This is a genomic window from Novosphingobium sp. BL-A-41-Hi4A-0G (assembly GCF_055521735.1).
This window is the reverse complement of record NZ_CM145501.1, coordinates 1,102,012-1,116,429: the sequence shown is the minus strand read 5'-3', so window position 1 is coordinate 1,116,429 and position 14,418 is coordinate 1,102,012. Positions and strand designations below refer to the sequence as shown.

At 65.0% G+C, this 14,418-nt stretch carries 10 protein-coding genes; 3 read left to right on the top strand and 7 right to left on the bottom strand.

Annotated elements, in window-relative coordinates; all coding sequences use genetic code 11:
- The first annotated feature begins 25 nt into the window (after positions 1 to 25).
- Entirely contained in the window at positions 26 to 1,312 is a 1,287-nt protein-coding gene (locus tag ACZ1JX_RS05435; RefSeq protein ID WP_465125745.1) for a citrate synthase, read from the top strand.
- 146 nt (positions 1,313 to 1,458) lie between these two features.
- A complete protein-coding gene (locus ACZ1JX_RS05430) occupies positions 1,459 to 1,653 on the top strand; it encodes a hypothetical protein (RefSeq protein WP_465125744.1) in 195 nt (64 codons plus the stop codon).
- On the opposite strand, the gene ACZ1JX_RS05425 is transcribed toward ACZ1JX_RS05430, so the two are convergent.
- The 4 genes from ACZ1JX_RS05425 to ACZ1JX_RS05410 all read right to left on the bottom strand — a co-directional run bounded on the left by ACZ1JX_RS05425 (position 1,650) and on the right by ACZ1JX_RS05410 (position 5,674).
- A complete protein-coding gene (locus ACZ1JX_RS05425) occupies positions 1,650 to 3,029 on the bottom strand; it encodes a sensor histidine kinase (protein WP_465125743.1) in 1,380 nt (459 codons plus the stop codon). The two genes, ACZ1JX_RS05430 and ACZ1JX_RS05425, sit on opposite strands and share 4 nt — an antisense overlap.
- 1 nt (position 3,030) lies before the next feature.
- Entirely contained in the window at positions 3,031 to 3,999 is a 969-nt protein-coding gene (locus ACZ1JX_RS05420) for a hypothetical protein (RefSeq protein WP_465125742.1), read from the bottom strand.
- 9 nt (positions 4,000 to 4,008) lie between these two features.
- The gene (locus ACZ1JX_RS05415; protein ID WP_465125741.1) at positions 4,009 to 5,274 is read right to left on the bottom strand and encodes a hypothetical protein; all 1,266 of its coding nucleotides are present in this window, start codon (positions 5,272 to 5,274) and stop codon (positions 4,009 to 4,011) included.
- 94 nt (positions 5,275 to 5,368) lie between these two features.
- Entirely contained in the window at positions 5,369 to 5,674 is a 306-nt protein-coding gene (locus ACZ1JX_RS05410) for an Hpt domain-containing protein (protein ID WP_144907219.1), read from the bottom strand.
- Between the two features lie 72 nt (positions 5,675 to 5,746).
- Here ACZ1JX_RS05410 and ACZ1JX_RS05405 point away from each other — a divergent pair, with 72 nt between their 5' ends.
- Positions 5,747 to 8,290 carry a coiled-coil domain-containing protein gene (locus ACZ1JX_RS05405; protein ID WP_465125740.1) on the top strand — a complete coding sequence of 848 codons (2,544 nt, stop codon included), beginning with the start codon at positions 5,747 to 5,749 and terminating at the stop codon, positions 8,288 to 8,290.
- Here the strand turns inward: ACZ1JX_RS05405 and ACZ1JX_RS05400 are convergent.
- The 3 genes from ACZ1JX_RS05400 to ACZ1JX_RS05390 are packed head-to-tail and all read right to left on the bottom strand — an operon-like array spanning position 8,287 to position 14,386.
- On the bottom strand, positions 8,287 to 11,703 hold the full coding sequence (locus ACZ1JX_RS05400; protein WP_465125739.1) for an error-prone DNA polymerase: 3,417 nt from the start codon (positions 11,701 to 11,703) through the stop codon (positions 8,287 to 8,289). The genes ACZ1JX_RS05405 and ACZ1JX_RS05400 overlap by 4 nt on opposite strands.
- Positions 11,703 to 13,142 carry a UdgX family uracil-DNA binding protein gene (locus tag ACZ1JX_RS05395; protein WP_465125738.1) on the bottom strand — a complete coding sequence of 480 codons (1,440 nt, stop codon included), beginning with the start codon at positions 13,140 to 13,142 and terminating at the stop codon, positions 11,703 to 11,705. The genes ACZ1JX_RS05400 and ACZ1JX_RS05395 overlap by 1 nt, the downstream gene beginning before the upstream one ends.
- Positions 13,139 to 14,386: a putative DNA modification/repair radical SAM protein gene (locus tag ACZ1JX_RS05390; protein ID WP_465125737.1), complete on the bottom strand. Its 1,248-nt coding sequence runs from the start codon at positions 14,384 to 14,386 to the stop codon at positions 13,139 to 13,141. Before ACZ1JX_RS05390 ends, ACZ1JX_RS05395 begins: the two co-directional genes overlap by 4 nt.
- Between the last annotated feature and the right edge of the window lie 32 nt (positions 14,387 to 14,418).

Sequence of the window (14,418 nt, the reverse complement as noted above, 5' to 3'; positions counted from 1 at the left end):
CAGACAAGAACAGGAGGGCTTAGGCGTGAGCGAAAACCAGGCTTCTTTGACCGCAGGCGGCAACAGCGTGGACATGCCGATCAAGAGCGGCACCATTGGTCCGGACGTCATCGACATCCGCAAGCTCTATGGCCAGACGGGCATGTTTACCTATGACCCGGGCTTCACCTCGACGGCGAGCTGCGACAGCGCGATCACCTACATCGATGGTGACGAAGGCGTGCTGCTGCACCGCGGTTATCCGATCGGTCAGCTTGCCGAACACTCCTCGTTCATGGAAGTGAGCTACCTGCTGCTCAACGGCGAACTGCCGAGCAGCCAGGAACTGGCCGACTTCAGCCGCACGATCACCCGCCACACCATGCTGCACGAGCAGCTCGCCACGTTCTATCGCGGCTTCCGTCGCGACGCGCACCCGATGGCGATCATGTGCGGCGTCGTCGGCGCGCTTTCGGCATTCTACCATGACAGCACCGACATTGCCGACCCGACGCACCGCAAGATCAGCTCGCACCGCCTGATCGCCAAGATGCCGACGATCGCTGCGATGGCCTACAAGTATTCGGTCGGCCAGCCCTTCGTCTATCCTGACAACAAGCTGTCCTACACCGGCAACTTCCTGAAGATGACCTTCGGCGTGCCGGCTGAGGAATACGAGGTGATCCCCGCCGTCGAAAAGGCGATGGACCGCATCTTCATCCTCCATGCCGACCACGAGCAGAACGCCTCGACCTCGACCGTCCGTCTGGCAGGGTCCTCGGGCGCCAACCCGTTTGCCTGCATCGCGGCCGGTATCGCCTGTCTGTGGGGCCCCGCGCATGGCGGCGCGAACGAAGCCGCGCTCAACATGCTCAAGGAAATCGGCACGCCCGATCGCATCCAGCACTACATCGACCGCGCGAAGGACAAGAACGATCCGTTCCGCCTGATGGGCTTCGGTCACCGCGTCTACAAGAACTACGATCCGCGCGCGACGGTGATGCAGTCGACCGTGCGCGAAGTGTTCGCCGCGCTCAACGTGCAGGACCCGCTGTTCGAAACTGCGCTTCGCCTTGAAGAGATCGCCCTGAGCGATCCCTACTTCGCGGAAAAGAAGCTGTTCCCGAACGTCGACTTCTACTCGGGCATCATCCTCTCCGCGATCGGCTTCCCGACCACGATGTTCACCGTTCTCTTCGCGCTTGCCCGCACCGTGGGCTGGGTTGCGCAGTGGAACGAAATGATCAGCGATCCAGGCCAGAAGATCGGGCGTCCGCGCCAGCTCTACACTGGCCCGACGCAGCGCGACTACGTGCCGCTGAGCGACCGCTGATAGGTCGGAAGGCGCGGCCGCTTTGCTTTGTGCCGGTTTCTCAAGAGAAACCGCATGGCCGCGCCAGATCTACACCGGCCCGACGCAGCGCGACTACGTGCCGCTGAGCGACCGCTGATCGAACCGCAGGTAATGGACGGGCGGCGATGACGACAATTCTCAGGATTTTCGGCATCGCCGCCCTTCTCATTGGCGGACTGTGGGTCGGCCAGGGGCTCGGGCTGATCATGTGGCCGTCCTCGAGCTTCATGCTCGCGCAGAAGCAGTGGGCCTATATCGGCGCAGGGTTGATGCTGATCGGCGTTGTGGCGCTGTGGCGCGCCGGAAAGCGCGGGCGCTAACCCGTAGCGCTCGCCTGCGCGGCAAGGTCGGCAGGCAATGACAGCACGAAGCGGGCGCCGCCTGCTGGTCCGTTGCCGACGACAAGTTCGCCACCCATTGCCCTCGCCAGCCTGCGCGAAATGTAGAGGCCGAGGCCGCTTCCGCCATCGCCACTGCGGCCAAGGCGTTCAAACTTCTCGAACACTTTCTCCGACTGCTCGGGCGCAATCCCCTCGCCTTCGTCGCTCACCGAAACCCAGGCCAGCGCGCCATCGATGCCGCAGTCGATGCTGACCGTCGTATCGCTGCGGGTATAGCGGACCGCATTGCCGATCAGGTTTAGCAGAACCTGCAACACACGGCGGAACTCGCCAATGGCAGGCACGTGCTCCTCGGCCAAGGGCAATGCCAGCGTGATTCCACGCTCGCGCGCTCGCACGCCGAGGATGCCGGCCGCGCGCCTCGCGCAATCGGCGAGGTCGATATGGTCGGGTTCGGGGGAAAAGCCATCAGCCTCGACCGTCTCGAGATCGGCGAGGTCTTCCACCAGCGAGGCAAGATGGCGTCCGGCTTCGGCGATGTCTCCGGCGTAGGCGACGTACTGTTCCGAGAGCGGCCCGGCGAGCCGGGTGCGGATCGTCTCGGCGTTGGCGATGATGCGGTTGATCGGCTGGCGCAGCGCCGGGGCCAGCTTGCGACCGAGCAGGCCCTTCCAGTCTGGCACTGCCTCTTCAACAGTGGATGTGCTGGCAGGCGCGGTCACATAGGTGGGAAGCACCGTCTCGGCGACGAGCAGCAGCTCGAAGCCACCACTGCGGAGCGGCAGGACGCAGGCCTTCCAGTCCCGCACAGAACCCTGCACCCGGAGCCGCGCCCCATCGAGAAGGCGCCAGTGCAGCGGCTGGCGATGGGCACTGCCTTCGATCTCGACAAGATCGGTCCAGTAGCAACCGAAGCCTTGGCGCAATGCGCTGGCAAACTCGCAGAGATCCGCACCCTCGACCATGCCAGACACGACGCGCTGTTCGGCATCAAGCACGACGTGGGCCTCGGCCAGCTGGCGCAGCAGCGCCTGATCGGTGCCTGCGCCATCCTGCCCGGCCCAGGCGTCGGCGGACAGGCGCCAGTCGGTGATCTCTATCCGCGTGCCTTTATCATCGGGCGTCGCACAGGCACGGAAGGACAGGGGCTGTTCGGTGTCGGCAACCGTCAGCTGGCATGAAAGCGGCAAACGGACAGTGCGCGACCGGCGCACAAGTGCCAACAGGCCGGGGATCGCCAAGGCGCCCGGATAGGCACCGCCAAGCCGAACCTGCAGCGCGGCAAGCGTTTCGTCCGCCTCGACAAGGCGGTCCGAGCCATCGCAGCGAGCAAGGATCGGCCCGGCAGCCGTCATCTCAGTGTTCCTGCCCCGCCAACGAACGCGCGAGAAGCGCAGCGGCGCGATCGGGCTCAAGGCGCTCGATCCCGTCGGGCAGGGCGACTTCGGGGTGGAGCGCAACGAAAGCGGCAACGATGGCGTCGCGACCGGCACCCGATGCCGCGAGCGCCAGCGCGAGCCGCGCAAGCTGGCTCTCGGTCGTGCACATGATCGCCGTCTCGCGCGACAGGCCCGCGCCGAAGCTCAGGGCCGAAAGGAACAGGGCAACGCCAGCATTCTCGATCTGCAGAACACGGGGAAGATCAGCGGACAGCAGGGCGGTCAGGTGCTCGAGCAGTTCAAGCCGTGACACCGACTGTGAGCGGGCCTTGCGCAAGGCCACCTCGGCTGTGCCCGCCGCCGACATCCCTGATGGATCCTCCGAAATGTAGGCCTGCATGGTCATCAGCGAGAGATGGTGCAGATCGCCCGGGAGTTCTGCCAGCGGAATCTGCATCCGCCGCAAGGACTGGCCAAAGCGGGCCTGTGCTGCGAGCAGGTTCATGCCGCGCGCGGCCACGTCAGGATCGGGCGAGGCGATGAGGTCCTGCACCAAGGGCGTCAGCACGGGATCGAGCCCAAGCCTGCCCTGCAGCTTCTCGGTCAACTGCCATTCGACCGCCAGCATGTGCAGGTGGTTGAGCAGGGCCTGATTGCCCGAGAGCATCGCAGCAAGGCCCGGCCCTGCTTCGCGTGCCCAGCTTGCGGCGTCATCGTGCCCGGCAGCCTCGCCCAGCGCCTGCACCAGTTGGCGGGCGATGTCCGCAAGCATGCCGCGTACGCGCGCGATCACTTCGTCGCTGAAGATCGAACTGTCGTCGTTCTGGAGCAGATGCCTGAGGATCGGGCCCATGTGAACGAGCGCCTGATCCGCGTGGGTCAGATCGTCGCGAAGGAGTGCCTCGATCTCAGCGGGATCATTGCCGATGGATGCGGTCAATTCCATGCGACGCTCTTAAGGCCGACTGGTTAACTGCGGGTTAGGTGAACCGGCCGGACGAACGTCTGCGGCAAATTGCAAGGCCAGCAGGCACGAGCCGAGAAGCGCCAGAACCGACAGGCCGATCGCAACGTCGAACGGCAGGAAGGCGCTGTACAGGGCAAGCAGGAAACCGAGCACGAGGCGGTCGGAAAGCCAGCCTTTTGCACTTCTGGCAGGCAGCGCCAGCCTGACAAGCCGCGCGCCGCCGACAAGCAGCAACGGCGCGAAGAAATTGAGTCCGAAGGGCACGGCGACAGAAGCTGGCAATTCGCTGCGCCAGCCCGCCAGCGTCACCAGTCCCAGATCGATCAGCAGGTGAAAGATGCCCACGCTGCGCCGGGCAAGGCCCGAAGCCAGCAGCGAATCACGCTCGACCTGCCCAAGCAGGCTGGCGACACGCTCGATCAGCCAGGCAAGGCCAAGAAGCACGAAGCCGATGGCAAAGTTTCCAAGCCAGCCAAGGCCTCCACCAAGCAGGCCGACGATGCCCGCGGCAAGGCCCACCAGAGCCGGACGGGTGCCCGCGTGCAGCAGAGCCGGTCCGAAACGCCGCACCACGGCCATGGCGAGCAGTTCACCCGGCGAGCCTGCGCCTGCGCCATCCGCAGAAAGACTCGTGTGGAGCCGCAGCCATTGCCGCTCGGCAACGTGGGCTTCCTCTTCGGAGCGCACGATGTTCCAGCGACCATCGTCAAGCAGGGCCGAGGGTATGCCGCGTTGGGCCACACGCCCCTGCACTGCCAGACGCAGCAGGGCGGACTGGGCGTTCCACTCGGGCGGGAGATCGGCAAGGCCCGCAGCAATCCGGCCCGGGAAGCGCATCGCAGCGGCAAAGGCGCTGTTGATGTCGATCCGCTCGAACCCCAGCGGCAGGCCGGTTTCGACCGGGAGTGTCAGAACGACAGGACCTGCCTCGATCAGTTCACGCAAGGCCTCGGGCATCGCCAGCAGGCCGTCGCCGAGCACGATCACATCGTCCTCCGGCGGCAGAAGCGGAACCAGCGCCCGTGCCGTGGCCACGACATGGAACTGCGCGCCGCCCGCTTCAGCGACGTGCTGGAGCGCGACGAGTTCACCGCTGATGCCTTCGGCCATGACCACGATGCGCCTGGCGCCGAGCGAAAGGGCAAGGCCGATCTGGTGGCGCAGCAGTGAGCGTCCGCCGATCGGCAGATATCCGCGCAAACCTCCCGGTTCGGCACCGGCGGCTTCAATCAACGATAGAACTGCGACCCGCAAGAATTGGCCTCCTGACGCGCCATGGTAGGGATTGGGGGCCGCGCTGCCAAGGCGGGCAAGCGACTTGTCAGGCGTTAACCGAATCTGACTGCGATCAGGGTTCGACGGCGAGGTCGTCCAGCATCTGGCGAAGGCGGCGTAGGACGGCAGGATCACCGGGAACGGTATCGAGCGCTTCCTCGGCAAGACCGAGCAGTCCATCGGCATGGAAGCTTGCGGCGAGGCCCTTCAGCCGCATCGCCGCCACGTGCCAGTTGCCATCGCAGCGCGAACGGCCCAGCAGATCGACCTGCCGCTCGGCACTTTCGATGAATGCGGCCCGCAATTCGCGCACCAGATCGGGATCGTGCCCGGCGGCAGCGGCGAGGTTTGCGTCGAGGGAGGCACCTTCGTAGGCCATGCGACCGGGCTACGGGTCAAATCGTTAAGGCGGGGTTTATGCCTCTGCGCAAATCGTGGTATGTGCCAAAGTATGAACGGGGGAAGACGGATCATTCCGATCGACGGTGCCGAACAGGACACCACTGAGACCACCATGGCGCATGCGCCCCACGATCCCGAGTCCGTGGCTCCGCGAACTCTTGCCGCCCATGACATGCTTGATGATGATGACGTTGCGCAGGCCGCGCCAGACCGTAGCTGGATCGGTGCATCGGCCTCACTTGTCGCCATCGCCAGCTGGACGGGTTTCTTCGTCTGGGCGGTGATCCTGAGGCAGACGCAACCGATCGCCCCCGATCAGTGGGCCTGGTGGGTGACGCAGTGGTCGGTGCCTGTGCTGCTGGTGCTGGTCCTCTTGCTTCTGACGATGCGCACGAGCCGCCGGGAAGCGGGTCGCTTCACCGATGTCTCCCGCGTTCTGGGGCAGGAATCCGCGTTGCTGGAACAGCGCCTCGTCTCGATGAACACCGAACTCGCCCTGGCGCGCGATTTCATTGCCGCCCAGAGCCGCGATCTCGAAGCACTCGGCCGGATGGCGGTGGAACGGCTTTCCGGCAGCGCATCGCAACTCGATTCGCTTGTCGGCACGAATGGCGCGCAGATCGACCGGATTGCCGAAGTCTCGTCCGCCGCGCTCGACAACATGGACAAGCTGCGCGGGCAGTTGCCGGTAATCGCCAACGCTGCCAAGGACGTGACCAACAACATCGGCAATGCGGGGCGGACTGCACACCTGCAGCTTGAGGAACTGGTCTCAGGCTTCCAGCGGCTCAACGAATTCGGCCTCGCCAGCGAACGGCAGGTCACCTCGTTCCGCGAACGGGTCGATGCCGCATTGGCGGGCTTCGCCAAGGCGTCCGATGACCTGGCCGGTCTCGCTGAAAGCCGTTTCGACGCTCTTGCCGCGCGTACGGCTGACCAGTCCGCTGCTACGGCACAAGCTGAGGAAGCCGCCCTTGCCGCCTGGCACGATCGCAGCGAGGCACAGGCCGAAGCCTTGCGCGCAACGCTTTTCCAACTCGGCGAGGCACACGAGGGACTCCTGGCAGACTCTGCGGGACGTCTGGCACGTTTCGAGGAGGCAGCGCGCTCCCTCACCGCGATGCTCGAGGCACAGGCACGAGATCTCGACGAGCAACTCGCCCGCCGCCGCGCCTCCGCTGAAGCCAGTGCATCCGAACAGCGGTCCGCGCTCGAACAGCGTCTCGCCGAAATCGACGAGGCCGTGGGCGAACGTCGCGCGGCGATGGAGCGGGCGGCAGCCTCGGCGGCGGAAACGCTTGCCAGCAAGCTTGCCGATCTGGATCAGGCGATCGAGGCCCAGCGCAGGATGCAGGCTGCGGAGGCTGAGAAGCTCGCTGCCCGATTTGAGGAAATCGGCAATAAGGTCAGTGCCTTTTCCGAGGTTCTTCGCAACTCAGGCGAACAGGGTGCGCAGACCGCCGCGCAAGTCGACAAGGCGATGGGCGATCTCACCGGCCGCCTTGCCGAGATGCGTCACGCGCTAGCCGGGACCGACCTGCAGATCGGGGAATTGACCGATTCCGCCGTGCGCCTGCTCGAACTGATCCAGGCCGGCGGCGATCACACCCGCACCCAGATCCCCGAAGCCCTGCGCAGCACCGAAGCGGGGCTCAAAGGCCTCGAGGACCGAGTGTTCACCTTGCGTGACACCTTGCGCGAGGCGGGCGACGGTGGTCGTGCGTTGTCGGAGACGGTTGGCACAGCGCGGGGCGAAGTTTCATCTACGATCAAGGACTTGCAGAAGGCCCAGAAGACGCTGCTTGAGCAGGCGGCGGAGCGCGAGAAGCAGCTTGTCGCCCTGCGCGAGGTCCTGGCCGGGGTGCGCGCGCAAAGCGAGGCGCTGTCGCAAGACATCGAAACGCGACTTTCGGGCGCGGTCGAACGTCTGACGCAGGCTGCCGGCAAGGCGGGCGAAGACTTGCGCGCCAGTACTGCGGGCGAAATCGAAGCGCTTTCCGAGCAGCTTGGCGAACAGAGCAGCGCGGCGATTGCCCGCGTCCTGCAGGGCCGCGCTGCCGAACTCGTCGGTCGGCTTGAGGAAGCGATCGATACCGCTGCTGCCGCAAGCCGCGACACAGCGATCCAGATGCGCGACCAGTTGACCAAGGTCGATGAACTGGCCGGCAATCTTGAGGCCCGCGTCAACCGGGTGCGCGAGAAGGCCGAGGAGCAGGTCGACAACGATTTTGCCCGTCGCGCCGCGCTGATCACCGAATCGCTGAACTCGTCGGCCATCGACATTGCCAAGGCGCTGTCGACCGATGTCTCGGAAACCGCCTGGGCCTCGTACCTGCGCGGGGATCGCGGCATCTTCACGCGCCGTGCCGTATCGCTGCTGGAAAGCGCCGAGGCCAAGGCGGTGCAGGCGCATTACGAGGCGGAGAGCGAGTTCCGCGAGCACGTGAACCGCTACATCCACGACTTTGAATCGATGCTGCGCCAGTTGCTTTCGACGCGTGACGGTAACGCGCTGGGCGTTACGTTACTCTCCTCGGACATGGGCAAGCTCTACGTCGCGCTGGCGCAGGGGATCGAACGGCTCCGGAGCTAATGAAAATCGCGTGACTTGGGGATGATCCGCACGTCACGCGGGTGGGTGCGGGCACCCGGCCCTGCACGCTCAGGAATGGGCCGATTGCATTCGTCAGCCCGCGCGATGGGCGGGTTCAGACGGTCCGCATCAGACAGAGCATCGAGGCTCGCGCTGGCATCTGTCAGGTGTGTGGCGATGACGTGGATGACCTCGTCGTCGTACTCCACCCGCCCGCGCACTTCCATCAGCCGCGACCCCATGATGACCTTGCGCTGCTTCTCCATCAGATCGGGCCAGATCACCAGATTGACCACGCCGGTCTCGTCCTCGAGCGTGATGAAGCACACACCCTTGGCGCTGCCCGGGCGCTGACGCACCAGCACCACGCCCGCCACCTGCACCGTGGCACGATACTTGTGGTTCCTGAGGTCCACTGCCCGCACGAAGCCGCGCTCGCCCAGAAGGGGCCGCAGGAACGCCAGCGGGTGGGCCTTCAACGAGAGGCGGTGCGTCTGGTAATCGGCGACGACTTCCTCGGACAGCGGCATCATGGGCAGAACGGCACGATTGCGTTCCTCTCCTTCGGAGCGTGACGTCATGGCGGCAAAGAGCGGCAGTTCCTTCGGCGCAACAAGGCTGCGCGCATCCCACAGCGCCTGCCTGCGCGTCAGGCCGAGCGAGCCGAGCGCATCGGCTGCGGCAAGCCGCTCGACCAGCGCAGGCGAGAGCCCTGCTCGCTCCTTGAGGCTGGTGGCATCGGTGAAGCCCCCACCCTGCTCCCGCGCCGCGACGAGCATGGCGGCGGCGTGTTCGGGGAAGCCGTCAATCTGCCTGAGGCCGAGGCGGAGCGCGCGTCCCTCCTGCTCCAGGGTACAGTCCCAGTCCGAATAATTCACATCCACCGGAAGCACGACCACGCCATGACGCGCCGCATCGCCGACGATCTGCGCTGGGGCATAGAAGCCCATCGGCTGCGAATTGAACAGGGCGCAGGCGAAGGCGGCCGGATAGTGGCACTTGAGCCATGAAGAGACGTAGACAAGGTGCGCGAAGCTGGCGGCGTGACTTTCGGGGAAGCCGTATTCCCCGAAACCCTTGATCTGGTTGAAGCAGCGCGCGGCGAAATCGGGATCGTAGCCGCGCTGGACCATGCGGCCGACCATCATGTCCTCAAGCTCGTGAACCATCCCGCGCGAACGGAACGTGGCCATGGCCTTGCGCAGGCGATTGGCTTCGAGGCTGCTGAACTTTGCCGCATCGAGCGCGATCTTCATCGCCTGCTCCTGAAAGATCGGCACGCCCAATGTGCGGGCGAGGATCGAGGAAAGCTCGTCCGGCGGCCCGTGTTCCGGGCCGGGCGCAGGGATCTCGACCTTCTCCTCGCCTCGCCGTCGCTTGAGGTAGGGGTGGACCATGTCGCCCTGGATCGGGCCAGGGCGGACGATGGCGACTTCGATGACGAGATCGTAGAAGCAGCGGGGGCGCAGGCGTGGCAGCATGTTCATCTGCGCGCGGCTTTCCACCTGGAACACGCCCAGGGAATCGCCCTTGCACAGCATGTCGTAGACCGCCGGATCCTCGCGCGGGACCGTGGCCAGCGTCAGGTCGCGACCATGGTGGGCACCCAGCAGGTCGAGGCACTTGCGGATGCAGGTGAGCATGCCGAGCGCCAGCACATCGACCTTGAGGATGCCCAGCGCGTCGATGTCGTCCTTGTCCCATTCGATGAAACTGCGATCGGCCATGGCGCCGTTGCCGATCGGCACGGTTTCGGTGAGTGGGCCCTGAGTGAGGATGAAACCACCGACATGCTGGGAAAGATGGCGTGGCATGCCAATCATTTGCTGGGCAATGCTGATCACACGCCTGAGGTAGGGATCGGTGCCGTCAAGGCCGCTTTCGTTGACGTTTCTCTCGCCCACTTCGGTGCCCCAGCTACCCCAGACGGTGCGGGCGAGCGCGCCGGTCACGTCCTCGGACAGGCCCATCGCCTTGCCCACCTCGCGGATCGCCATACGCGGGCGATAGTGGATCACCGTGGCGCAGAGGCCCGCCCTCGCCCGGCCATAGCGGCGGTAGATGTACTGGATGACCTCCTCGCGCCGCTCATGCTCGAAATCGACGTCGATGTCGGGCGGCTCCTTGCGCTCTTCGGAAATGAAGCGGTCGAACAGCAGGGCGTGCCTGGCGGGATCGACGGCGGTTATGCCAAGGCAGAAGCAGACCGCCGAATTGGCCGCCGATCCGCGCCCCTGACACAGGATAGGCGGATCGCAATTACGTGCAAAATCAACGATATCCTTGATAGTCAGGAAGTAGGTTGCGAGGTTCAGCTTGCCTATGAGGTCAAGTTCCCGGCGTAGCGTGTCGGCCACGCTGTCGGGCATGCCCTCGGGATATCTTCCCTGCGCGCCCTGCCAGGTCTGCACTTCGAGCCATGACTGCGGATCGTGGCCTTCGGGGCAGATTTCCTCAGGGTATTCGTAGCTTAGCTCCCTGAGGCTGAAGCGGCAGGCATCGGCAACTTCACGCGTTGCGGCAATGGCATGGGGCCAGCGCCGGAACAGGCGGACCATCTCCTCGGGCGATTTCAGGTGCCGCTCGGCATTGGGCTCAAGCAGGTGCCCGGCGGCCACCACCGTGGTCTTGTGGCGGATTGCCGTCATCACGTCCTGCAGCGGGCGTCGCTCGGGCGTGGCATAGAGAACCTCGTTGGTGGCGAGCAGGCCAAGGCCATTGCTGCGCGCCATAGCGTCGAGGCCCTCGATCCGGGCAATGTCGTCCCCTGCATAGAGGTAGCTGGCAGCCAGATGCCGCATGGTCGGCAGCCTGTGGACAAGGTGGGGGAGAAGTTCGGGAAAAGGCAGGGACTGGTTGTGGATAGGGGGCGGAGAAGCCGGGGATTCTCCTGCCGGAAAAGTGTAGACATTACTTTCAGTTTGAACGGTAAATACCTGATCCAGAACGGGTGGTGGAACGAGGATCAGGTGCACTCCCTCGGCATGAGCCACCAACAACGCCAGATCGATGTCGCACACGCCCTTGGCCTGCCATTCGCCATCAAGGGTGGACATCCGCCCCGCCGAAATCAGGCGACACAACCGGCCATAGGCCGCGCGATCCTGCGGGTAGGCAAGGAAGGCCAGGCCCTCCACCGTCTCGATGCGGCAACCGATCACCGGGCGCAGCGATGCCGCCTCGGCCTCGGTATGAAACCGGACCACGCCCGCCATGGTGTTGGCATCGGCAATGCCGAGCGCGTCATAGCCCAGCGCCCGTGCCGTCTCGACCAGTGCAGAAGCTTCGGACGCGCCGCGCAGGAAGGAGAAACAGGTCGCAAGGCCCAGTTCCACGAAAGGCGCAGGCGGCGGCGGACCGCCTTCTGTCGGGGTGACGTGGCGCCGTGGCGGCGTCAGCGCGGGTTCGGGCATCAGCCTTTACCGGAAAGTTCCGAAAGACGCGCAGCGACTTTGCACAAGTCATTCGCGAATTTGGCTTCTTCTTCGGTTCGGCCATTGTCATCCAGACGTAGAAGATAGCTCGGATGGGTGGTGATCCACAGTTCGCTGCCGTCATCCAAGACGTGCGCCTCCCCGCGCACCTTCTGCACGCTGACCGTCTTGCCCAGCAGACTGCGCGCCGCACTTGCTCCCAGCGCCAGAACGAGCCGGGGCCGGACCAGCGCCCGCTCGCCATCGAGCCACCAGCGACAGACATCGATTTCCTTGGCCGTCGGGTTCTGGTGCAGGCGGCGCTTGCCGGTGGCCGTGAACTTGAAGTGCTTGACCGCGTTGGTCACGTAAGTGCGCTCGTCCGGGATGCCCGCTTCCTCAAGATGTGAACGCAGCAGGCGGCCTGCAGGGCCAACGAAGGGGCGGCTCTGCTCTTCCTCGGTATCGCCCGGTTGCTCGCCCACGATCATCAGCGGAGCGGTGGACGGCCCCTCGCCCATGACGGCGCGCGTGCCGTTGCAACCGATCTCGCAGCGGCGGCAGGCAAGGATCGCCTCGCCGATCGCCTCAAGGCTCTGCGGCCGCTCGCCGAAGTCCTGTTCGCCCGCCTTCACCATCCGTGCCTCGCGCGCCTGCGCCCCTGCGATCAGCTCGGGAATGAGCGCGGCTTCGGGCATGTTTTTCCAGTACTTGCGGGGCATTTCCTTGAGCATGGCCCCGATCTTCAAACGCGCAGGGTTGAAGATCGACGCATAATAACCGCGCCACAGCGCCTCGACCGGATCGCCAGAGGGCGCATCGGCGCGGGTGGCGGGCGGGCCTTCCTGCAGGGTCTCGCCATCCCAGTGCAGGCACCCGCGCGGAGTGAGGATCGACCAGCGCATGGTGGTGAAGCGGCGCACGAAGAACCCGGCATTGGCGCGCAGGATGTGGTGCTCGGGCTCGAACCAGGCGACGTAGTGCTCTGCTTGCTCGCTCCCGACGAGACGGAAGCGGACGAAGGCGCGCATCTTGTGAATGTCGCGCCGCACCTGCCGGGCAAGGTCCTCCATCTGGCGAACGTCGGCGTCAGCCTTGTCTTCCATCAGGCGCGGGCGCGACTGGAGCCTCCAGAGCATACGGTAGAGCAGAGAAAACCGCCTACTATCAGAATGAAGGATCACGCTTTGCGCAAGTTGTAGGAAGTCCCGCGAAGCGCGAGGCTGCGGTGCATCGGCAGGTGGCGAAGGCAGGCGACGGTCGCCTTGCGCGAAGAGGTCGGCGCTCTGGTCGGCAGGCGATTCCCAGGTGATCCGGTCCGGCGGCACATCAGCGCGGATCATCCGGCGTGCGGCATCGCGCCAGCCTTCGAAATCGTCCGGCGCGGCAAGCTGAATACGGAACGCCTCGGCCAGGCGCATGTCGCGGAACGGCTTCATGCGAAGAGTTCCATCTGGGTAGGCTTGACACTTGGCACCAGCAGGCTCTGCAGGTCGGCACGGTCGGTCAGCAGCAACGGGCGCCAGTCCTCCGTGACGATGAACGGGCGCACCTTGGCGATGGAAACGGTGAGCTTGCCGACGTCTGCCAGACGCAAGCAGCGCTGACGGCGCGCGGCGATCAAGGCATTCACCGCCTTCACCCCCAGCCCCGGCACCCGCAGCAGCTTCTCACGCGGGGCGCGGTTGACGTCGACCGGGAAGTCTCCGCGAAAACGCAGCGCCCAGGCAAGCTTGGGGTCGATGTCGAGCGGGAGCATGCCGTCACTCCCGGCGGCCTGCTGCACCTCGTGCGGGGCATAACCGTAGAAGCGCATCAGCCAGTCGGACTGGTAGAGGCGATGTTCGCGCATCAAGGGCGGGCGCTTGAGCGGCAGGACCGCGCTGGCATCGGGGATGGGGCTGAAGGCGGAGTAATAGACGCGTCGCAGGCGGAAGCGGTCATAGAGCGTGCTGGCACGGCCGACGATATCGGCATCGGTAGCGGCATCCGCGCCGACGATCATCTGGGTGGACTGGCCTGCGGGCGCGAACTTGGGCGCGTGGCGGAAGCGCTTGCGGGCGTCCTTGGCCTCGACGATCGCCTGCTTCAGCGATCCCATCGCCCCTTCGATCTGCGGTGCGGACTTGTCTGGCGCGAGGCGGGTGAGGCCAGCAACGGTCGGCAGTTCGACATTGATCGAGACGCGATCGGCATAGAGTCCGGCCTGCGCGACCAGTTCGGGATCGGCCTCGGGGATCGTCTTGAGGTGGATGTAGCCCCGAAAATCGTGCTCCTCCCGCAGGATACGGGCGACTTCTATCAACTGTTCCATGGTGTGGCTTGAGCTTTTGACGATGCCCGAGGAGAGGAACAGCCCCTCGATATAGTTGCGGCGGTAGAACGACAGGGTCAGGTCCACCACCTCCTGCGGGGTAAAACGCGCGCGGCGGGTGTTCGAGCTCTTGCGGTTCACGCAGTAGTGGCAATCGAACACGCAGTGATTGGTCAGCAGGATCTTGAGCAGCGAGATGCAGCGACCATCGGGCGCATAGGCGTGGCAGATACCCATGCCCTCGGTCGATCCGATGCCTTTTCCGCCCTTGCTGTTGCGCTTGGTGGTGCCCGACGAAGCGCAGGAGGCATCGTACTTGGCGGCATCGGCAAGGATTTCGAGACGTTCGAGAACAGATAGCTGCGACATTCGTTCTTTATATGTTCTTTTCAGCAATGTGC